Below are 21303 nucleotides of genomic sequence, written 5' to 3'. Positions count from 1 at the left end.
CTCACCTCCGAGGGAGCAAAGAAGAACGGTGCCATTCGAAAAATGCGGGAAGAACGGCACGGAGAACGCGGAAAGCCGATATTCCACCGCGCACCGTGCCGATGCGGACGAGTTCGTGCTGTGGGGCGTCCACGACCACCCGGACGGCGGCAACGGGCCGCCGTCCGGCGCGCATCGCGCTGTGCAGCGTCGCGGCGGACTCCATGTCCACCGCGATCGCGCCCGTGGCCAGCAGGTCCTCCCGCTCGTGGCCGCGGACGACGTGATCGGAGCCGGTCAGCGGGCCGGTGTGCACCGTGCGCCCCGGCACGGCCTTCACCAGTTCCTCGACGAGGAGGCCCGTGCCCTGGCACCGGATGCTGCCGCGCGCGTCCCTGGTCTCCTCGGCGACGACCAGGTCGCCGGGGTGCATGCCGGGGGCGAGCCCGGCGCAGAAGCCGGTCGCCAGGACGGCCGCTTCGCGCAGCGCCTCCGTGCCGAGCGCCTTGGTGACGGCGCTGTCGGCGTTCTTGGGACCCATGCCGGTGCGCAGCACGGTCGTGGCGCCCGGCGCGCCGCCGCGGTCGCCGGTGCGCAGGGCGAGGTGCTCGATGCCGAGCGCGCAGGCGATCAGCAGCGGCGGATGGCCCGGCGGCCGGGCCGGGGCCTCGGCCATCAGCTCCCCTTGCCGGAGCCGCCCGTGAACGGCTCGCCGTTGACGTACCTGCCGAGCGCGGTCAGCGGGAACACCTGCCGGTAGAGGTGGTAGTTGATGGAGAAGTCCCAGGGGAATCCGGTGCCGGTGAAGTACGGCTCGTCCCAGGAGCCGTCCTCGCGCTGCGTCTCGGCGAGCCAGGCGATGCCCCGCTCCACGGACTTGGCCTCGCGTTCACCGGCCGAGAGGAGCGCGAGCAGCGCCCACGCGGTCTGCGAGGCGCTCGACGTGCCGTGCCCGACCCAGCCCCGGTCGCGGTAGGAGCGCAGGTCCTCGCCCCAGCCGCCGTCGTCGTTCTGTACCGACTCCACCCAGCTCACGGCGCGGCGGATGGCGCGGTGCGAGGCGGGCAGCCCCGCCGTGACCAGGGCGGGCACCACCGACCCCGTACCGTAGATGTAGTTGACGCCCCAGCGGCCGAACCAGGCGCCGTTCTCCTCCTGTTCGGCGAGCAGCCACTCGATGCCGCGCCGGGTGCGCGGGTCGTGCGACCTGCCCTCGACGGCGAGCATCTCCACCACGTGCCCGGTGACGTCGGCGGACGGCGGGTCGATGACCTCGCCGAAGTCGCAGAACGGCAGCCGGTTGGGGAAGGCGCTGGTGTTGTCGACGTCGAAGGCGCCCCAGGCGCCGTTCTTCGACTGCATGCCGAGGTTCCAGCGCACCCCGCGCTCGATGGCGTTCTCCATGCGCGCCTTGTCCGGATGCTTGACCCGGCGCAGCGCGAGGGCGACCTCCGCGGTGTCGTCGATGTCGGGGTAGTTGTCGTTGTGGAACTCGAACGCCCAGCCGCCCGGGGTCAGTCCCGGTCTGCGCACCGACCAGTCCCCTGGACGGACGATCTGCTCGCCCAGCATCCAGTCCGCGGCCTTGACCAACTGCGGGTGGTCGGCGGGCACTCCGGCGTCCGCGAGCGCGATGGTCGCCAGGCAGGTGTCCCACACCGGCGACTGACACGCCTCGATCATCCGGGCGCCGTCGTCGCGCCACACCGCGAACCGGTCGAGCGAGTCGAGCCCGGCCTTCAGGACCGGGTGGTCCAGGTCGTAGCCGAGCAGGTGCAGGGCGATCACGGAGTAGACGGCGGGCGGCTGGATCCCGCCCCAGCAGCCGTCGTTCTCCTGCCGCTCGATGATCCAGCGCGCCGCGCTGTTCATCGCGGCCTTGCGCACCCGGCGCGGCGCGACCTTGTGGTAGACGTGCAGCGCCTTGTCGAGCCGCTGGAAGATCCCGTCCCAACTCGCCACCGGGGCCAGGGGCTTGACGGGGTTCGGGCGGCGCGCGTCGGCGTGCAGCTCGTCCAGGGCGAACGGCGCGGGGCGCACGGGCCGCTTGGCGGAGACGATCGTGAGCGGCACGATGGTCTGCCGCGCCCAGCAGCCGAAGTCGTAGATGTTGAGCGGGAACCACTTGGGGAAGTAGATGAGCTCCGGCGGGAGTTCGGGCAGGTCGTCCCATTTCCACCAGCCGAAGAGGGCCAGCCAGATGCGGGTGAAGACCCGGCTCGCGGCGATGCCGCCCTGCTCCCTGACCCACGCGGAAGCCTTCACCATGTGCGGCTCGTCGGGCCTGTCGCCTGCCAGGCGCAAGGCGACGTACGCCTCGACGGTGGTGGAGAGTTCGCCGGGCCCGCCGTAGAAGGTGGCCCAGGTGCCGTCGTCGCGCTGCTCGCCGCGGATGAAGAGCGCGGCGGCGCGCGTGGTCGGCTCGTCCCTGATCCCGAGGAACTGCCGCAGGAGGAGGTCCTCGGCGTCCATCGTCACATTGGTCTCGAGGTCGCCCTTCCACCAGCCCTGGGCGTCCTGTCGGGAGAGCAGGAAATCCGTGGAGCGTTGTATGGCGCGCGCGGCGGCGTCACGCGTGCCCGGCGTCGCGGCGGTCGTGTCGAGTGGCTGGCTGGCCGAGGCTGCGCGGGGCGTGGCCGCTCCGGTGCTTCCGTCGGTCGTCGCTGTCATGGCTTCCCCTTCGTGCAGTGCGGTGGCTACGTCTGCTGTGGGTCCGCCGTCGGCCGACGCGAAGCGCCGGCCGGCGACTGCGAGTCATATGCGGCCGATAATGATCATCTCTTTCGTACGACGACGAAGTCGGCGAGCGCGACGAGCTGCGCCCGCACCCGGTCCGGCATCTGGACGGTGTCAAGGGCCTCGATGGCGATGGTGTGCTGGCGCCGGGCCTCCTCGGCGGTCCACTCGCGCCCGCCGGCCTCGTCGATCAGGGCGGCGCGCGCGGCGAACTCCTCCTCGGAGAAGTTCTCGAAGTCACTGCTCTTGGCGTCGGCGGCGAGCAGCTCGCCGAGCCGCTCGGACGCGGGTCCGCCCGCGGCGAGGGCCGCGACGACCGGCAGCGACTTCTTTCGCTGGCGCAGGTCGCTCCACGTCTGCTTGCCGGTGGCCTCGGGGTCGCCCCAGATGCCGAGCAGGTCGTCCACTGCCTGGAAGGCGAGGCCGAGGTGGTAGCCGTACTTCTCCAGGGTGTCGGCAGTGCGGTCGTCCGCGCCGCCGAGGACGGCGCCGATGGAGACCGCGCAGGCGAGCAGGGCGCCGGTCTTGTTGCCCTCCATCTCCAGGCACTCCTCGACGGTGACCCGCTCGCGGTGCTCGTAGGAGATGTCCTGCGCCTGGCCGTCGATCAGCGCGCGCGTGGCGGTGGTGAGGCGGCGCGTGGCGCGGCCCGCCTCGACGGTGCCGATCTCCAGGAGGATCTCGTTGGCGAGCGCGAAGAGCGCGTCGCCGACGAGGATGGCCTGCGCGGGGCCGTGCACCTTCCACACGGTGTCGCGGTGGCGGCGCTGTTCGTCGCCGTCCATCAGATCGTCGTGCAGGAGCGAGAAGTTGTGCACGAGCTCGACGGCGACCGCGCCGGGCACGCCGACCTCGGGGGCCGCGCCCGCGGCCTCGGCGGAGAGCAGGGCGAGCGCGGGGCGCACCGCCTTGCCGCCGTCGCCGTCGGACGGGTTGCCCGCGGCGTCGATCCACCCGAAGTGGTAGGCGGCGACGGTGTCCATGGGCGGCGCGAGGCGGTCCACCGCGGCCCGCAGCACCGGGGTGGCCAGCGTCCTTCCGCGCTCGAGCAGTGAGGTCACGTCCACCGTGTCGGCAGCCGTTTCGGCCGAGGGCACAGTCGGCACAGTTTCTCCTCTTGGTCCGGTGCTGGTGTTCTGGGGACCTGACCCCAGAAGGTCGAGCTTCACGCCGCCGCCTCCTCGAATGCGAAGAGGTGATCACGGGGGCGGTCGAGAGTGGAGAGGGCGGCCTCGGCCGCGCTGATGCCGCTGCGTACGGCGCTCTCCATGGTCGCGGGCCAGCCGGTGGCGGTCCACGCGCCCGCGAGGTACAGACCGGGGGCCTTCGTACGGGCGCCGGGCCTGAGCCTGCCGACGCCGGGCGTCGGCGCGAACGTGGCGGTGCGCTCGCGGGTCACGAAGAAGTCCCGCACCTCGGCGCCGTGCGCGGCGGGCAGCAGCCGCTCCAGCTCCGGAAGATAGCGCTCTCGCAGCGCGGCGACGGGGGCGTCGATCTCGTCCTGCGCGGCCGACTGGGAGAGCGCCAGGTACTGCCCCGAGGCGAGGCCCGAGGCGTCGGTCCGGTCGAAGACCCACTGGATCGGCGAGCCGAGGGCGGCGAAGAACGGCCGCTTGAGGACCTTGCGGTCGTACACCACGTGGATGTTGAGGATCGGCGCGTTGTCGATGTCGAGCAGCCGGTCGGGCTCGTCGAGCGCGCCGTCCGGGAGCAGGTCGTGCGTCTCGTGCTGCGGCACGGCGAGCACGACGGTGTCGGCCTCGATGCGCTCGCCGGGAACCTCCACGCTCCAACCGCCGTTGTCCGTACGGGAGATGGAGGTGACTCGTGTCTTCAGTTCGGTACGGACTCCCGCGGCGTCGAGCGCCTTGCGGGCGAGTCCGTCGTGCAGATCACCGAGGGGCACCCTGGCCCAGCCGATGTCGGCGGCGCCGGGGTCGGAGAGCAGCCCGGTCTTGAAGACCATCGCGGCGAGCCCGAGCGAGGCGTCGCCCGCGACGGCGTTGAGGGTCGCGACGCCCACCAGGTCCCAGAGGGCCTCGATGGCGCGCGCGGACTGGCCGTGCGCGGCCAGCCAGCTGCCGAAGTCCTGGCCGTCGAGCACGGGATCGGCCGGATCCAGTCCCTTGAGGGCGAGCGCCGCGCGTCCCACCTTGGCGCGCTCGGCGACCGACAGGTGCGGGTAGGTGGCGAGGCTCGCCGCCAGGTGCAGCGGCACGGGCAGCGCGGTGCGGCGCAGGCGTCCGAGCCGGTTGCGGTCGGCGTCGAGCACCGGCACGTCGAGTCGTTCCTGCACGGGTGCGAGGTGCGCGCCGCCGACGCGGTCGAGGAACCACCGGTAGGCCGTGCAGCAGCGCAGATAGACGTGCTGGCCGTTGTCGACGGTCAGTTCGCCGCGCCGGAAGGAGAAGGCGAGTCCGCCGAGCCGGGGCCTGCCTTCGAGCAGCGTCACGCGCAGTCCCGCGTCGGCGAGCGAGAGGGCCGCCGTGACACCGGCGAGCCCGCCGCCGACCACTACGGCGGCCGCCCCTCCAGGGCGGCCTCCGGCGTCCGCGTCCAGCCCGTCGGGCCGCATGTTCTCGCTGTTCACGCACCCTCCTTTTCAGCCGTTGCAGTCTGGGACGCGACCATGGAGCGGAGGGTTGCCCGCCGCTTCGCGGTGCCGGTCCCAGCCGCCCCACGCACGCCCAGGAGGCCCATCACGCGCGCCTCCTGACGGTCCCTCGTGAGACGCTCCGCGCGTCGAGGCCGGACAGGCCGCGCACGGCGACGTACGCCTTCTCGCGGCCCGGCAGCGAGACGCGGCCGCGCAGGACCGCCTCCGGTTCGCGCTCGATGCGGTCGAGCAGGCGCCGGTAGATGCCCGCCATGGCCGCCACACAGGCACCACTGCGCCGGTCCAGCATCGGCAGGAGTCGGTATCCCTCGGCGAAGAGGGCCCGCGCGCGCCGGACCTCGAAGTGCACGAGCCCCGCGAAGTCGGATCCGGCGGGCGGCTCGGAGCCCGAGAACCCGGCGGAGCAGCCGAACTTGGCGAGGTCCTCGGCGGGCAGGTACGTCCGTCCGTCCTCGGCGTCCTCGCGAACGTCACGGAGGATGTTGGTCAGTTGGAGCGCGAGGCCGAGCGTGTCGGCATACTCCGGCGCGCGCTCGGCATGGAGCGCCCCCCGTTCGGTACCGAACACGCCCAGCGAGAGCCGTCCGATGGCACCGGCCACGCAGCGGCAGTAGACCTTCAGGTCGTCCCACGTCTCGTACGTCTCGCCGCGCACGTCCATCAGGACGCCGTCGATCAGCTCGTCGAGGCCGCCCAGCGGGATGGGGAAGTGGGTCGCGGCGTGCGCCAGGGCGACCGCCACCGGGTCGGTGTCGTCCTCCTCCACCTTGCCCTCGCGGATCCGGGCGAGCAGCGCCCGGGTGTCGTCGAGCCGGTCCGCCTTGACGTCCGGCGCGAGCGCGCCGTCGCCGATGTCGTCCACGCGCCGCGAGAGCGCGTAGAGCGCGGACATGGCGCGCCGCTTGGGCGTCGGCAGCAGCCTGATGCCGTACGCGAAATTCCGGGCCTGCTGTCCGGTCACGGCCTCGCAGTAGCTGTACGCGGCGAGTACCGGTGCGGACATCTGCGGATCTGACTCCACGGTCCGGCTCACCCCTCTCCTCGCAGAACCGCCCCGGCCGCGCGCAGCAATCGGGGCTTGGTGGGCTTGGGTGGTCCTGGAAGCACGTCGTATCCGACGGCGGCGATCGACTGGACCGCCGCCGTCCCCCCTGCCACGAACCCCGCAAGCAGCAGCTTGAGCCTGCCGTGGACGCTACCCACCAGGGGGGTGCCTTCATTCAGCAGGCGGCGGGCGCGTTCCGCTTCGAATGCGACCAGGGCGCGCACCGACGCGCCTGCGCTCGGAGCGGCCAGGTCGCGCTCCTGGACGTGGAAGCGCTTCATGTCCTCGGCCGGCAGGTAAACACGGTCACGCCTGAGGTCCTCACTGACGTCCTGGAGGTGCTCGACGATCTGCAGTGCGGTGCAGACGGCGTCGGAGCGACGGATGCGTTCGGGGGTGGCCGTGCCGGTGATGGCGAGGACCAGCCGGCCGACGGGATTGGCGGAGAGCTCGCAGTACGCGAGGAGGTCGTCGTACGTCTCGTAGCGCCTGACGAGCTGGTCCTGGCGGTTGGCCTCGATCAGGCCGAGGAACGGCTCGGGGGTGAGGCCGCGGCGGCGCACGGTGGGCTGGAGCGCGCGCAGCAGCGGATGGTGCGGGGTGCCGTCGAAGACCCGGTGCAGATCGGCCTCGAAGGCGTCGAGGAAGGCGATCCTGTCGTCCGCGGCCGCCGGGTCGACGCCGAGGTAGCGGGCGTCCGCGCCGCCGGGGGCCAGGTCGCCGTCGCCGATGTCGTCGACGAGGCGGGCGTAGCCGTACACGGCCATGAGGTCGTCGCGCCAGGCCCTGGGCAGGAAGAAGGGTGCCACGGGGAAGTTCTCGTCCGCGGCCTTGTCGAGGACGGCGGATGCATCGCGGAGCTGGAGATCATCCGTAGCCATTGCCGTCACATCTCCCGTTCTACACTGCCGACCCAATACATCCTATTTCGGACACGCCGCCCAGCCCTCCCCAAGGCGGACCATGCCTGGGACCGGGGCGCCGCGCCATATCGCCCTACTTGCCACGAATCAGCACCGGTACAGCTTACGTTGTACAACCCAGCGCGCCTCGTCGGGGTGTTCCGCACGTCACAAGAACACACCGATTGGCGTCAATCTTCCCTGAACTCAAGTGAGTTGAGGGAACTCTGGGACTGCCGCCGACCAGCAGAACGGCGGGGCCCCACCGGACTGCTCCCGGTGGGGCCCCGCCGCCGAACGAGTGGGCGCCGCGTGGCGCGATCGGGCTACTTGCCCGTGAACTTCTCGTACTCCTTGATGACCTCGTCGGTCGGTCCGTCCATGCGCAGCTCGCCGCGTTCCAGCCAGAGCACCCGGTCGCAGGTGTCGCGGATGGACTTGTTGTTGTGGCTGACCAGGAAGACCGTGCCGGCCTCCTTGCGGAGCTCGCGGATGCGGGCCTCGGAGCGCTTTTGGAACTTGCGGTCGCCGGTGGCGAGGGCCTCGTCGATCATGAGGACGTCGTGGTCCTTGGCCGCCGCGATGGAGAAGCGGAGGCGCGCCGCCATGCCGGAGGAGTAGGTGCGCATCGGCAGGGTGATGAAGTCGCCCTTCTCGTTGATGCCCGAGAAGTCGACGATCTCCTGGTAGCGCGCCTTGATCTGCTCGCGGGACATGCCCATCGCGAGCCCGCCGAGGATGACGTTGCGCTCGCCGGTCAGGTCGTTCATCAGGGCCGCGTTCACGCCGAGGAGCGAGGGCTGGCCGTCGGTGTAGACCTTGCCCTGCTCGGCGGGGAGCAGACCCGCGATGGCGCGCAGCAGCGTGGACTTGCCGGAGCCGTTCGAGCCGATCAGGCCGATGGCCTCGCCCCGGTAGGCGGTGAAGCTGACGCCGCGCACGGCGTGCACCTTGCGCACGCCCCGCTCCTCGCCGCGCTTGAGCATGCGGCTGAGGGCCGAGGTGGCGCTGCCCTTGCCGGTCTTCGCGCCGTTGACGCGGTAGACGATGTGCAGCTCGTCGGCGATGACGGTCGGGATGTGGCCCTTGCCCGCGTTGCGGTCGGCCACGTCGGTCGTGTCGTTCTTGTCGTCAGCCACGGCCGTAACGCTCCTCAGCCTTCCAGAAGTACACGAAACCGACCGCGCCGAGCAGGACCGCCCAGCCCACGGCGAAGATCCACACGTGGGGCGGCAGGTACGAGGATCCGTAGTCGTCGATCATGGCGAAGCGGATCAGGTCCATGTAGATGGAGGCCGGGTTCCACTGGAGGACGTCCCCGACCCACCCGGGCACGTCCTCCTTGTCCGCGAGCATCGCGGGGATGCTGAACATGACGCCCGACGCGTACATCCAGGTCCGCATCACGAACGGCATCAGCTGCGCGAGGTCGGGCGTCTTGCTGCCCATCCTGGCGAAGATCAGCGCGAGGCCCATGTTGAAGACGAACTGGAGGGCGAGCGCGGGCAGCACGAGCAGCCAGGACCAGGTCGGGAAGATGCCGAACCCGACCATGATCAGCACGAGCACGATCATCGAGAAGAGCAGCTGCTGGAGCTGCTGGAGCGCGAAGGAGATCGGCAGCGAGGCGCGCGGGAAGTGCAGCGCCCGCACCAGGCCGAGGTTGCCGGAGATCGCCCGCACGCCCGCCATGACCGAGCTCTGGGTGAACGTGAAGACGAACACGCCCGTCACCAGGAACGGCACGTAGATCTCGTGCGGGATGCCCTTCCTGGCACCGAGCAGGAGTCCGAAGATGAAGAAGTAGACCGCCGCGTTCAGCAGGGGCGTCGCCACCTGCCACAGCTGGCCCAGCTTGGCCTGGCTGTACTGGGCGGTCAGCTTCGCCTGGGAGAAGGCGAGGATGAAGTGACGCCGTCCCCAGAGCTGGCGGACGTACTCGAAAAGTCCGGGCCGTGCGCCGCTGACGGTCAGACCGTACTTGGCGGCGAGTTCGGCCCGGGAGAGCCCGTCATCGGGCGACGGAGTCGACGGTGATGATGTCACCGCGACCCCGCCGTCATGCGTTGTCTCACTCACGAGTGGAAACTTTCGTCTTCAGAAGCGCAGCCGGTCGGGCGTAGGCGTGGGCCAGGGACCGGGGTATGGCCCAGATGCTCTCAGACCCGAGCTTGTCAGATGACGGGAGGGCGGCCCAGTCGGGTCAGCCGCCACACCGTACGCCACTTCATGGGACGCCGAGGTCCGCAGGGCGTGGTCCAGCCCTCCTTGAAACCGCCGAACCAGGCCTTGAGCGCGGGCCGCGAGGGGCGCCGGGCCAGGGTGAGGAGCAGCCAGACCCCGAGGTAGACGGGGACGAGCAGCGCGGGGAGGTTGCGGCGGGCCAGCCAGACGCGGTTGCGGGCGACCATCCGGTGGTAGACCGCGTGCCGCGAGGGGGCGGTCGTCGGGTGGAACAGCACCATGTCGGCGCGGTAGTCGATCATCCAGCCCGCGTCGAGCGCACGCCAGGCGAGGTCGGTCTCCTCGTGGGCGTAGAAGAACTCGTCGGGCAGCCCGCCGACCTGCTCGGTGACCTTCGTGCGCACGGCGTTGGCGCCGCCGAGGAAGGTCGTCACGCGCGAGGAGCGCATCGGGTCCGCGGCGCGCAGGCGCGGCACGTGGCGGCGCTGGGTCTCCCCCGTGTCCGGGTCGGCGATGCGGAAGCTGATGATGCCGAGCTCCGGGTCGGCGGCGAAGGCCTCGCGGCACAGCTGGGCCGTGTCCATGTTCGCGAGCAGGCCGTCGTCGTCCAGGAAGAGCAGGATGTCGACGTCGGTGCCGCCGGGGCCGAAGGCCTCGATGCCGACGTTGCGCCCGCCGGGGATGCCGAGGTTCTCGGGCAGCTCCACGGTGCGTACGCCCGCGGGGACGTCCGGCACGGGGGCGCCGTTGCCGACCACGACCACCTCGACCGGGTCGCCGTCCTGCTTGGCGACCGAGTCGAGGAGGGCGCGCAGCTCCTGCGGCCGGTTGCCCATCGTGATGATGACGGCGCCGACCTTCAGCTTCTGTGCCGGGGTGCTCACTTCAACCTGCTCGATACGAGGATGGACACGAGGTGGAGCAGGGTCTGCAGCAGCGCGATGCCCGCGAGCACCGCGACGCCGAGGCGCGAGAAGAACAGGTCACCGCGGACCTGGTCGACGATCGCCAGACCCAGGATCAGCAGGGACGCCTCGACCCCGAGGATGAGGCGGTGGAACTTCAGCGCGGCGGCGGCCCTGCGGGCCAGCGCCATGCCGGACGAGCGCGGCTCGGACGCCGCCTCCTTGACCGGCTCCTTGCCGGTCTGGTGGCGGGCGACGCCGACCAGGTCCGTCTCCGCCTTGATCAGGATCGCGCCGAGTGCGGCGAGCGTGCCGAGGAAGGCCCACAGCCAGTCGATGCGCCCCGAGCCCCACAGGTCGGCCGCGCGCAGACCGAAGCCGACCAGGACGGCGGCGTCGCACAGGTAGGCGGCGACCCGGTCCAGGTAGACGCCCGCCATCGAGTACTGCTTCTTCCAGCGGGCGATCTCGCCGTCGACGCAGTCGAGCAGCAGGTACAGCTGGACCGCGAGCACGCCGAGCACGGCGCCCGTGATCCCCGGCACGAGGAGGGCGGGGGCGGCGAGGGCGCCGGCGACGGTCATCACGTAGGTCAGCTGGTTGGGCGTGACCTTCGTGTTCACCAGGTGCCGGTCGATGCGCAGGGAGACCTCGCGCATGTAGAGCCGGCCGGCCCAGTGTTCGCCGCTCCGTCGGTCCTTCACCCCCGGGGGGTGAACAACCGGGCGGAGCTCAGCTACCGATGGCTTTTGCATAGTCGGCGTATGCGTCCCTGATCTGGTCGGTGGACAGGTCGAGGTGTTCGAGGATCGTGTAGCGGCCCGGCCTGGTCTGCGGAGCGAACTCCACGACCTTCACGAACTCGTCCACGGTGAATCCGATCTCCTCCGGCAGCACCGGCAGGCCGTGGCGGCGCAGCACCTGGGCCATGAACCCCGACTCCTCGCGGGCACCGCGCAGGTGCATCGCGAAGGCCGCGCCGAGGCCGCACTGCTCGCCGTGGCTCGCGGCGCGCTTGGGGAAGAGGAGGTCGAAGGCGTGGTTGATCTCGTGGCAGGCGCCGGACGCCGGACGGGAGTCACCCGAGACCGACATCGCGATGCCCGTGAGGACCAGACCCTCGGCGAGGACCTGCAAGAAGGCGTCGTCGCCGACGCCGCCGGGGTGGCGGAGCACGGCCTCGCCCGCCTGGCGGGCCATCGCGGCCGCGAGACCGTCGATGTCCTCGCCGCGCTCGCGCGCCGCGAGCTCCCAGTCCGCGATCGCGGAGATGTTGGACAGGGCGTCACCGATGCCCGAGCGGACGAAGCGGACCGGCGCCTCACGGATGACGTCGAGGTCGATGACGACCGCTATCGGGTTGGGCACGCCGTACGAACCGCGGCCCGCGTCGTTGTCGAGGGTCGCGACGGGCGAGCAGAGGCCGTCGTGCGACAGGTTCGTCGCGACGGCGACCAGCGGCAGGCCGACGCGCGCCGCGGCGAACTTGGCGCAGTCGATGATCTTGCCGCCACCGAGGCCGACGACGGCGTCGTAGCGGCCCTTCTTCATGGCGTCGGCGAGCTTGATGGCGTCATCGAGGGTGCCGCCGCCCACCTCGAACCACTCGGCGCCGGGCAGCGACGACATCAGGCGCTCCCGCAGGACCGCGCCGGAGCCGCCGCTGATGGCGATGGCGAGCTTGCCGGTCGACGAGCAGATCCGCTGGTCGGCGAGGACACCGGCCAGGTCGTTGAGCGCCCCCGGCCGGATGTCGACGACGACCGGCGAGGGGATGAGCCTCGTCAGTACTGGCACGCGATCTCCCGGCCCTTGGCGAGGTCCTCGTGGTTGTCGATCTCGACCCACTTGACGTCGCCGATCGGCGCCACATCGATCTTGAAGCCGCGGTTCACGAGCTCCTGGTAGCCGTCCTCGTAGTAGAGGTCGGGGTCGCGCTCGAAGGTGGTCTTCAGCGCGTCGGCGAGCTCGTCGGCCGCCTCGCCCTCGATGAGGGTGACGCCGATGTACTCACCGGTGGCCGTCGCCGGGTCCATGAGCTTGGTGATCTTCTGGACGCCCTTGGCGGGGTCCACGATGACCTTCATCTCCTCGTCGGCGAGGTTCTTCACCGTGTCGAGGGCGAGGATGATCTTCTTGCCGTCGCCGCGGGCGGCGAGCAGCGTCTTCTCGACGGAGACCGGGTGCACGGTGTCGCCGTTGGCGAGGATCACCGAGTGCTTGATCGCGTCACGGCCGCACCACAGGGAGTAGGCGTTGTTCCACTCCTCGGCCTTGTCGTTGTCGATCAGGGTCAGCTTGACGCCGTACTTGGCCTCGAGCGCCGCCTTGCGGTCGTAGACCGCCTCCTTGCGGTACCCGACGATGATCGCGACCTCGGTCAGGCCGATCTCGGCGAAGTTCTTCAGGGTGAGGTCGAGGACGGCCAGCTCGTTCTCGGTTCCCTCGCCCACGACGGGCACCAGCGCCTTCGGCAGCGTTTCGGTGTAGGGGCGCAGACGCCGGCCGGCGCCGGCGGCCAGGACGAGGCCGATCATGCGGGTTCTCCTTCATCGTGTACGGCGGGTGCTCCGGAAGAGACCCAGAAGCGGATGCTCTCGACGAGCACCACGAGTGCCACGGCCACGGCGAGTGCCGTGAGCGCGACGGTGAAATCTGTGGTGGGCAGCAGGGCGGCGGCGAGCGCGACCACGAGGGTCCTGCCTTCTTGGCCGCCGATGGCCCGCACCAGCCAGCGCGGGGGCGCGCCGGTGCCGCCCTTGATGCGGTACACCGTGTCGTAGTGATGGTAGGCGACCGCGGCCACCAGCCCGAAAGCCGCGGGCAGCGCTCCGTTCACATCGGCTTTGGCCGCCAGTACCAGGACCGTGCCGTACTCGGCCGCGCGGAAGAACGGCGGAACCAGCCAGTCCAGGGGGGCCTTGAGGGAGCGCGAGAGCGCGAGGCCGGAGGTGATGACGTACACGACGGCGGCGACGACCACCCACGGGCTGCCGTAGGAGGTGAAGGCGGCCACCGCGACGAGGGCGGCGCCGCCGACGAAGGCGGTGACGGGCGCGGGCAGCGGCAGGCGGCCCCGCTTGAGCGCGGCGAACGCCGACGCCAGCGGGCCGTTGTCGGCGAGCTCGCCGAGGGCCAGCGCGGCACGGTCGGTGCGGGTCGCCTTGCGGGTCAGGGAGCGCAGGACGCGTCCCGCCGTGGTGTAGCAGGCGGCGAGCGCGCAGCCGATGATCAGGACGACGAGCGTGACGCGCGGGGTGGTGACCGCGGTGAGCACCGCGATCATCGCCCAGCGTTCGCCGATCGGCAGCACTATCATCCGGCGCACCCAGACCGTCCACCCGACGCTGTCGAGCTTGTCCGAGAGGGCGGCGGTGGGGCTGGTGTTGGCGGTGGCGTCGTGGTTCGCCTCGTTGAAGGAGAAGTCCACGACGTGCCGACAGGTCTGCAGGACCATCGCCCCGAGCGCGAGCGCCCACACGTCGTCGCCGCCGCGGGCCGCGCCGAGCGCGAGACCCGCGTAGTAGGCGTACTCCTTGGCGCGGTCGAACGTCGCGTCCAGCCAGGCGCCGAGCGTCGAGTACTGCAGGGAGTAGCGGGCGAGCTGTCCGTCCGTGCAGTCAAGGACGAAGGAGAAGAGGAGCAGCAGTCCCGCCGCGACGAAGCCGCCGCGGGTGCCGGTCGCCGCGCAGCCCGCCGCGATCAGGGCGGTGAGCAGCGAGGCCGTGGTGACCTGGTTCGGGGTCAGGCCCCGGCGGGCGCACCAGCGCGCGATGTAGCGGGAGTACGGGGAGATGCAGTACGTCGTGAAGAAGCCGTCCCGCGACTTGACCGCGGTCCGCAGGCGGACGGCCTCGTCGTCGACGGCGGCGACGGCCTGCCGCGCCTCGTTGCGGGTCTGCGGGTCGCTGGGCACGGTGGCGACGAGGGTGCCGAGCTCGGGGCGGTGCACGTCGGTGTCGGCCGACTCCAGCGCCGAGGCGACGAGGTCGGGGAGCGCGTCGAGCGTCACGACGCCGCCGGTGGTGCCCGCCGTGGTGCGCAGGGCGCTCGTCAGTTCCTTGCGGGCCTCGGGCTTGGCCGTGACGGCGCCGGGCACCGCCGCGGTGGCGAAGCGGGGGTCGGTGAGACCGAGGCGCAGGGCGTGGACGTGGCCGACGAAGCGCGCGTCGACGACCGCGACCCGCTGGTCGGCGGGGACCGCCGCGAGCAGCGTCTGCGCGTCCGCCGCGTCCGAGGCGACCCGCACGTCGAAGCCGAGGGACCGCAGATCACCTTCGAGCGGCGACCCGGGGACCGGCTGTCCGGTGAGGATGGCGGTCGACAGACGAACTCACTCCTTGAATCCCGGCGCGGCTCGCGCCGGGCGCATGCGTGAAGGGGGGTGCCCCTGGCCATGGCTGGCCTGGCGGCATGTCGGCAGAGGCTATCGGATGCTGGGAAGCGGGAATTCACCACCCGTTCACGGCGCGATCAACGCGACCTGCCAGGGCCTCGGCGTTCGCGATCATCATGGTCGATCGGGGGCCGCCCCCACAAACCGCGCCCGTCTTGCCCGCATAGCGTTCGCTTAGGGTGGGCGCCCATGACATGGCTGATCACAGGCGGAGCAGGATATATCGGGGCACATGTGGTGCGGGTGATGGCCGCCGCCGGGGAGGACGTCGTCGTACTGGACGACATTTCCTCAGGGGTGCCGCAGCGGCTGCCGGAGGACGTGCCGCTCGTCAAGGGCTCGTCGCTCGACGCGGACCTGCTGCGCCGGGTCCTGGCCGAACACGGCGTGACGGGCATCGTGCACCTGGCCGCCCGCAAGCAGGTCGGGGAGTCGGTGGAGCAGCCGCTGCGCTACTACCGGGAGAACCTGGGCGGCCTGACGACGCTGCTCGAGGCGGCGGCCGAGGCGGGTGTGCGGCGGTTCGTGTTCTCCTCGTCGGCGGCGGTGTACGGCAACCCGCCGGACGTGGACCTGGTCTCCGAGGACACCCCGTGCGTTCCGGTGAGCCCCTACGGCGAGACGAAGCTCGCCGGTGAGTGGCTGGTGCGGGCGGCCGGGCGGGCGCACGGCATGGCGACCGTGTGCCTGCGCTACTTCAACGTGGCGGGCGCGGCGAGCCCCGAGCTCGCGGACACCGGTGTCTACAACGTGATCCCGATGGTCTTCGACCGGCTGACCCGCGACGAGTCGCCGCGGATCTTCGGCGACACCCATCCGACCCCGGACGGCACCTGCGTGCGGGACTACATCCACGTGTCCGACCTCGCGGAGGCCCATCTGGCGGCGGCCCGTCGGCTCGCGGGCGCCGACGGGGGCGATCTGACGGTGAACATCGGCAGGGGCGAGGGCGTTTCCGTACGCGAACTGGTGACCCTCATCGGCGAGGTGAGCGGCGACCGCCGTCCCGCCGTGGTGGAGCCGCTGCGCGCCGGGGACTCCCCGCGCGCCGTCGCCGACGCCTCGCTCGCCGCGCGCGAACTGGGCTGGACCGCCCGGCGCGGGGTGCGCGAGATGGTCGAGTCGGCGTGGGCCGGATGGTGTCTGCACCACCCGGGAGCCCCTCGCGCGTGATCGTCGCGGAGCCCTGACCTGCACCCCTTCCCCTACCGGCAATCGTTGCCATTTTCGCAGGTCAGGGCACATGACAACGGTGTTCAGTGCAGCGTTGCGCGATACCCCCCACCCGTAGTTCACTGTCGTCTCGCGACCAACGGACAGCAGACCGATGACCGACGCGGGAGGGCGGCTCCATGGGGGCTGGGCACGATCACGGACACACACACGGGGCACCGACGACGGGGACGGCGGCCAACGCCTACAAGGGGCGGCTGCGCATAGCGCTCACCATCACGATCATCGTGATGTTCGCCCAGATCATCGGCGGCCTCATGGCCGATTCGCTCGCGCTCATCGCGGACTCGGCGCACATGGCGACGGACGCGCTCGGGCTCGGCATGGCCCTGCTCGCGATTCACTTCGCGAACAGACCGCCCACCGCGAACCGCACCTTCGGCTACGCGCGCGCCGAGATCCTCGCCGCGCTCGCCAACTGTCTGCTGCTGCTCGGCGTCGGCGGCTACGTGCTCTACGAGGCGGTCGAGCGGTTCATCACGCCCGCGCAGACGGAGGGCGGCCTCGCCGTGTTCTTCGGCGTCTTCGGACTCGTGGCGAACATGATCTCGCTGTCGCTGCTGATGCGCGGCCAGAAGGACAGCCTCAACGTGCGCGGCGCCTTCCTCGAGGTCCTCGCGGACACCCTGGGCTCGCTGACGGTGATCATCGCGGCGAGCGTCATCATGCTCACCGGCTGGCAGGCCGCCGACCCGATCGCCTCGCTCGTCATCGGCTTCATGATCGTCCCGCGTACGGTGAAGCTGCTCAAGGAGACGCTGAACGTGCTGCTCGAATCGGCGCCCAAGGACGTCGACATGGGTGAGGTGCGGGCCCACATGCTCGACCTGCCCGGCGTCGAGGACGTCCACGACCTGCACGCCTGGACGATCACCTCGGGCATGCCCGTGCTCTCCGCGCACGTGGTCGTCAGCTCCGACGCGCTCGACGCGATCGGCCACGAGAAGATGCTGCACGAGTTGCAGGGCTGCCTCGGCGACCACTTCGACCTGGAGCACTGCACCTTCCAGCTGGAGCCGAGCGGCCACGCGGAACACGAGGCGAAGCTCTGCCACTGACGGGCTCCCTCGGCGGACCTCCGCGCGCCCCCTGACAGTGCGGAATTCCCTTCACGCCCCCGTGCTCTTGTGGGACAGTCGACGGAGAGTTCACAAACGCACTTGCTCCGGGGGAAGGCAGTGTCACATCCACAACCTCCTGCCCCGCCCGGTCCGCCGCGGCCGGGGCACGATCCCGATTCCTTGGGCCGCCCGCGGCCGTTCTGGCAGATCGCCACCGCCGTCATCGGCGCTCTCGGGGCGGTCGCCGCGGCCGTCATCGGCGTCAAGCTCTCCGACAGCGGCGGCGGTCCCGGCCCGACCGCCGCGCCGCCGACCACATCGCCCGAACACCGGGCCAAACCGGCCCAGCCCTGGAAGCCCGGCAACGAGTTCTTCCTCAACGTGCCCGCCCAGCCCTACGACCTGGACAGCCCGTGGGCGCACGCCGACGCCCGGGTCTCGGGCTCGGACGTGCAGGTCGTCGGAAGCGACCGGGACACCCTCGCGGTGATGAACGGCGCGACGATGGCCGTCATCACCGCGAGCGGCAAACCGACGGTCGAGGAGTGCCGCAAGCGCGTCTCCGACACGGAGATGAGGACGGCCACCATCGAGATCGGCCAGTCCTACTGCTTCAGGACGACCGAGGACAACACCGTGGTGATGCAGGTCAAACGCCTGCAGAACGACGCGAACGGGGTGCGGCAGGTCGTGGTGGAGAACAGCTTCGCCGACGGGTAGCCATGTGACGCCGCCACGGGCTCTGTCACCGACGGTGTTACAGTGGCCAGAGTTCTTGAGTTCCCGAGGAGGTGGGTTGATGACTGTCGTGGCTTGCGCTGCTCTGCGCGGCGACACGTGCATCCCCACTTTCCGGGCGCACGTCTGACCTTCGTACGCAGTCGTACGTCAGGTCCGCGCGTCCTTCACTCAAGGATTTCCCGTTGACTGACAACACGTCCATCACCCACGCCTTCTTCGCCCTGCACCACGGCCTGCCTCGGCAGGGCCCGGGCTCCGACGCCACCACCCGGCGGCTGCTCTCCCTCGCGGGGGCGCTGCCCGAGCGTCCGCGCGTGCTCGACCTGGGCTGCGGTCCTGGCCGTGCCGCGCTGCTGCTCGCCGCCGAGGCCGGTGCCGAGGTGACCGCCGTCGATCTGCACGAGCCGTTCCTCGACGAACTCCGCGCGTCCGCCGAGGCGCGCGGGCTCACCGGATCGATCACCGCCGTCAACGCCGACATGACCGAACTCCCCCATCCGGACGGTTCGTTCGACCTGATCTGGGCGGAGAGCTCGGCCTACGCCGTCGGCTTCGACACCGCCCTGCGCGCCTGGCGCCGACTGCTCGCCCCCGGTGGGGCGCTCGTCCTCACCGAGTGCGAGTGGACGACCGCCGAGCCGTCCGCCGCCGCGCGCGCGTTCTGGGACCAGCACTACCCGCTGCGTACGGGCGAGGAGAACCTCAGGGCCGCCACCGGTGCCGGTTACTCCGTGCTCGGCGTGCACGCGCAGCCCGAGTCCGACTGGGACGAGTACTACGGGCCGCTGGGCGCCCGCGCCGACGCCGCCGCCCCGCAGAGCCCGGGCATGGCCGAGGCGCTCGCCGCCACGCGCGAGGAGATCGCGATGCGGCGCGAGCACGGGACGGAGTTCGGCTACACGGGCTACGTCCTGCGTCCCGTGGACGCGTGGCCCTGCCGCCCCGAGACGGAGTCGGACGTGGCCACCGTGCACGCAGTGAACGCCGCCGCCTTCGGCACCGAGAACGAGGCCGACCTGGTCGACGCGCTGCGCACCGACGCCGACGCCTGGCTGCCGGGCCTGTCGTACGTCGCGCAGGCGCCGGACGGCGAGGTCGCGGCGCACGCGCTGCTCACCCGTTGCCGGGTGGACGGGGCGCCCGCGCTCGCCCTCGCGCCGGTCGCCGTACTGCCGAAGTACCAGCGGACGGGGGCCGGTTCGGCCGTCGTCCGCGCGCTCCTGGACGCGGCACGCGCGCGTGGGGAGCGTCTCGTCCTCGTGCTCGGGCATCCCGCGTACTACCCGAGGTTCGGTTTCAAGCCCGCTTCCGGGTTCGGAATCCGGCCAGGGTTCGAGGTGCCCGACGAGGCCATGATGGCGCTCGTCCTGAACGGTCCGGACGATTCCTCGTGCGTACCGCAGGGCACGATCAGGTATCCGGCCGCTTTCGGCGTCTGACACGCCCCGGGCTCCGGCGTCCCTGACGCCCTCCGCATGTCCGCCGTGCCCCCCGCACGGCGGACATGCGGGCCCCGGGAGTGCCGGGAGTGTCCGAAACGTACGGCAGACTTGAGGCTCGAAGACCGAAGCGAAGGATGGGTATGCCGATCACACCTGCCACCGCGACGAACAGCTCGTCGAACGGCACCGGAGAAGCGATCTTGCTCGAACTCGTCGACGAGGACGGCAGGACGATCGGCACAGCGGAGAAACTCTCCGCGCATCAGGCGCCCGGGCAGCTGCACCGGGCGTTCTCCGTTTTCCTCTTCGACGAACAGGGCCGACTCCTGCTCCAACAGCGCGCCCTGGGCAAGTACCACTCCCCCGGCGTCTGGTCGAACACCTGCTGCGGGCACCCGTACCCCGGCGAGGCGCCGTTCGCCGCGGCCGCCCGGCGCACCTACGAGGAGCTGGGGGTCTCGCCCTCGCTGCTCGCCGAGGCGGGCACGGTGCGCTACAACCACCCGGACCCGGACTCGGGCCTGGTGGAGCAGGAGTACAACCACCTCTTCGTCGGCATGGTGCAGTCGCCGCTGCGCCCTGACCCCTCCGAGGTCGGCGAGACCGCGTTCGTGACCGCGCAGGAGCTCGCGGCCCGGCACGAGCAGGGTCCGTTCTCCGCGTGGTTCATGACCGTCCTCGACGCCGCGCGCCCGGCGATCAAGGAGCTGACCGGCCCCTCGGCGGGCTGGTAGCCACCGACCCGCGCTCATCCCCGTCGGGCTTCAGGGGCAGGGCCGCCCAGATGACCTTGCCCCCGCTCGCGGTGTGTTCGACGTCGCAGGCGCCGCCCGCCTCCGCCGTGATCTCGCGGACGAGCAGCAGCCCCCGCCCGCCCGTCTGGCCGTGGTCCGCCACCAGGGCCGTCGGGCGGTAGGGGTGGTTGTCCTCGACGGAGACCCGCACCCACTCGGCGCCGACCGCCACCTCCACGGCGAGCATCGGCGACAGCAGCGCCGCGTGGCGCACCGCGTTGGTGACCAGCTCGGAGACGATCAACAGCAGGCCCTGAATGAGGTCGTCGGACGCGGGTACTCCCTGCCTGGCGAGAAGATCCCGTACGGCGTGCCGCGCCTGGGGCACGGAGGCGTCGACGGCGGGGGCGGTGAAGCGCCAGACGCCCTCGTACGGAACCGTTCCCTCCCCCCTGGGAAGGGGGCCGGACCCCCTCCCGTCGTTCTCCATCGTCCGGTCGCCGCCCTTGCGCTCGATTGTCACCACACATCGAGTGTTGGGAATGCTCAGGTCCGGACCCCGCTACTGACCAGAAGTCAGCGACTATCGACGCGATTTGACCGTCGACGCATGACCCCGTCAGTTGTGCGACTGATCCTGTTCTTCCTCTTCCGTCTTCGAGGCTTCTTCAGGTTGTACGAGGCTGACGATGCGGCGGCCGCCGATGCCCGTGGCGATCAGGCCGAGGCCGTCGAAGAGCAGGGAGAGCGAGAAGAAGCAGCCGATCACGTACTGGCTGTCGCTGGGCCACCCGCCGAGCACCAGGATGCCGAGCAGCAGGCCGAAGGCGCCCTGCACCAGCGTCCAGCCGAACTGCGGACCGCGCACCACCAGGCTGCCGACCAGGCGGAACACCCCACCGGTGAGGAAGAGCAGCGCCGCGAACATGGTCAGCGCCTCCGCGGCCACCTCGGGCCTGCGGATGACGACGACGCCCGCCGCGAGGTTCAGCGCCGCGACCACGACGCCCAGCCAGAAGAAGTTGCTGCCGCGTGACTGGACCGCGTGCAGCAGGCCGACGAAACCGCCGATCAGCAGCAGCCAGCCGAACAGGAGCATCGAGGTGAGCGTGGCGAGACCGGTGTAGACGAGGCCGACGAGTCCGGCCACCGCGAGGATCCCGCCGAGCAGCGCGAGCCAGCCGAAGCTGCGGCTGAGTCTGGCGCCCTGGGCCGCGGGAGAGTCGGTCGTCTGCCGGGGAGCACCGGCGTCCTTGGATCGGGCCATCAGCGTCTCCCTCTCGCTCGACACCCCTTCTTGATCGTACGTTCGAGGGGTGCGGATAGCA

20 protein-coding genes are annotated in these 21303 nt (G+C 71.0%); 5 read left to right on the top strand and 15 right to left on the bottom strand.

What is annotated here, in order from left to right:
• Position 1: 1 nt before the first annotated feature.
• The 13 genes from KY5_RS36135 to KY5_RS36075 all read right to left on the bottom strand — a co-directional run bounded on the left by KY5_RS36135 (position 2) and on the right by KY5_RS36075 (position 14695).
• Positions 2-655, bottom strand: coding sequence for a 1-hydroxy-2-methyl-2-butenyl 4-diphosphate reductase (locus tag KY5_RS36135; RefSeq protein WP_098246158.1), 654 nt, complete (start codon positions 653-655; stop codon positions 2-4).
• The gene (gene shc / locus KY5_RS36130) at positions 655-2649 is read right to left on the bottom strand and encodes a squalene--hopene cyclase (RefSeq protein WP_098246157.1); all 1995 of its coding nucleotides are present in this window, start codon (positions 2647-2649) and stop codon (positions 655-657) included. The genes KY5_RS36135 and shc overlap by 1 nt, the downstream gene beginning before the upstream one ends.
• A gap of 104 nt (positions 2650-2753) precedes the next feature.
• Positions 2754-3884 (bottom strand): polyprenyl synthetase family protein, encoded by a 1131-nt coding sequence (locus KY5_RS36125; protein WP_098246156.1) that lies wholly within the window; start codon positions 3882-3884, stop codon positions 2754-2756.
• Positions 3881-5290 (bottom strand): hydroxysqualene dehydroxylase HpnE, encoded by a 1410-nt coding sequence (gene hpnE / locus KY5_RS36120; RefSeq protein WP_098247708.1) that lies wholly within the window; start codon positions 5288-5290, stop codon positions 3881-3883. Before hpnE ends, KY5_RS36125 begins: the two co-directional genes overlap by 4 nt.
• A 124-nt stretch (positions 5291-5414) precedes the next feature.
• Entirely contained in the window at positions 5415-6365 is a 951-nt protein-coding gene (gene hpnD / locus KY5_RS36115; RefSeq protein WP_199843389.1) for a presqualene diphosphate synthase HpnD, read from the bottom strand.
• Complete coding sequence (gene hpnC, locus KY5_RS36110; RefSeq protein ID WP_098246154.1) at positions 6362-7258, bottom strand: squalene synthase HpnC; 897 nt, start codon at positions 7256-7258, stop codon at positions 6362-6364. The genes hpnD and hpnC overlap by 4 nt, the downstream gene beginning before the upstream one ends.
• A 347-nt stretch (positions 7259-7605) precedes the next feature.
• Positions 7606-8388: an ABC transporter ATP-binding protein gene (locus tag KY5_RS36105; RefSeq protein WP_098247707.1), complete on the bottom strand. Its 783-nt coding sequence runs from the start codon at positions 8386-8388 to the stop codon at positions 7606-7608.
• 22 nt (positions 8389-8410) lie between these two features.
• Positions 8411-9358, bottom strand: coding sequence for an ABC transporter permease (locus KY5_RS36100; protein WP_098246153.1), 948 nt, complete (start codon positions 9356-9358; stop codon positions 8411-8413).
• Between the two features lie 95 nt (positions 9359-9453).
• A complete protein-coding gene (locus KY5_RS36095; protein ID WP_098247706.1) occupies positions 9454-10326 on the bottom strand; it encodes a glycosyltransferase family 2 protein in 873 nt (290 codons plus the stop codon).
• Between the two features lie 17 nt (positions 10327-10343).
• Positions 10344-11123, bottom strand: a complete 780-nt coding sequence (locus KY5_RS36090; protein WP_098247705.1) for a CDP-alcohol phosphatidyltransferase family protein — start codon at positions 11121-11123, stop codon at positions 10344-10346.
• A complete protein-coding gene (locus tag KY5_RS36085) occupies positions 11101-12165 on the bottom strand; it encodes an iron-containing alcohol dehydrogenase family protein (RefSeq protein ID WP_098246152.1) in 1065 nt (354 codons plus the stop codon). Before KY5_RS36085 ends, KY5_RS36090 begins: the two co-directional genes overlap by 23 nt.
• Positions 12153-12905, bottom strand: a complete 753-nt coding sequence (locus KY5_RS36080; RefSeq protein ID WP_098246151.1) for a sugar phosphate nucleotidyltransferase — start codon at positions 12903-12905, stop codon at positions 12153-12155. Before KY5_RS36080 ends, KY5_RS36085 begins: the two co-directional genes overlap by 13 nt.
• Positions 12902-14695, bottom strand: a complete 1794-nt coding sequence (locus KY5_RS36075) for a DUF5941 domain-containing protein (RefSeq protein ID WP_098246150.1) — start codon at positions 14693-14695, stop codon at positions 12902-12904. The genes KY5_RS36080 and KY5_RS36075 overlap by 4 nt, the downstream gene beginning before the upstream one ends.
• A gap of 258 nt (positions 14696-14953) precedes the next feature.
• Between KY5_RS36075 and galE the strand changes: the two genes are divergently transcribed.
• The 5 genes from galE to idi all read left to right on the top strand — a co-directional run bounded on the left by galE (position 14954) and on the right by idi (position 19975).
• Positions 14954-15937 carry a UDP-glucose 4-epimerase GalE gene (galE, locus tag KY5_RS36070; protein WP_098246149.1) on the top strand — a complete coding sequence of 328 codons (984 nt, stop codon included), beginning with the start codon at positions 14954-14956 and terminating at the stop codon, positions 15935-15937.
• Between the two features lie 179 nt (positions 15938-16116).
• Complete coding sequence (locus KY5_RS36065; protein WP_098246148.1) at positions 16117-17055, top strand: cation diffusion facilitator family transporter; 939 nt, start codon at positions 16117-16119, stop codon at positions 17053-17055.
• A gap of 183 nt (positions 17056-17238) precedes the next feature.
• Entirely contained in the window at positions 17239-17778 is a 540-nt protein-coding gene (locus KY5_RS36060; protein WP_098246147.1) for a hypothetical protein, read from the top strand.
• A gap of 203 nt (positions 17779-17981) precedes the next feature.
• Positions 17982-19238 (top strand): bifunctional class I SAM-dependent methyltransferase/N-acetyltransferase, encoded by a 1257-nt coding sequence (locus KY5_RS36055; RefSeq protein ID WP_098246146.1) that lies wholly within the window; start codon positions 17982-17984, stop codon positions 19236-19238.
• A 143-nt stretch (positions 19239-19381) separates the two neighbouring features.
• A complete protein-coding gene (idi, locus tag KY5_RS36050; RefSeq protein ID WP_098246145.1) occupies positions 19382-19975 on the top strand; it encodes an isopentenyl-diphosphate Delta-isomerase in 594 nt (197 codons plus the stop codon).
• Here the strand turns inward: idi and KY5_RS36045 are convergent.
• Together KY5_RS36045 and KY5_RS36040 are read right to left on the bottom strand one after the other, a co-directional pair.
• Positions 19941-20465, bottom strand: a complete 525-nt coding sequence (locus tag KY5_RS36045; protein WP_098247704.1) for an ATP-binding protein — start codon at positions 20463-20465, stop codon at positions 19941-19943. The two genes, idi and KY5_RS36045, sit on opposite strands and share 35 nt — an antisense overlap.
• Positions 20466-20594: 129 nt before the next feature.
• The gene (locus KY5_RS36040; protein WP_098246144.1) at positions 20595-21242 is read right to left on the bottom strand and encodes an HdeD family acid-resistance protein; all 648 of its coding nucleotides are present in this window, start codon (positions 21240-21242) and stop codon (positions 20595-20597) included.
• Positions 21243-21303 lie beyond the last annotated feature (61 nt).

Source organism: Streptomyces formicae (assembly GCF_002556545.1).
GTDB lineage: Bacteria > Actinomycetota > Actinomycetes > Streptomycetales > Streptomycetaceae > Streptomyces > Streptomyces formicae_A.
The sequence above is the reverse complement of the archived record's forward strand: the minus strand, read 5'-3'. Positions and strand labels throughout refer to the sequence as shown.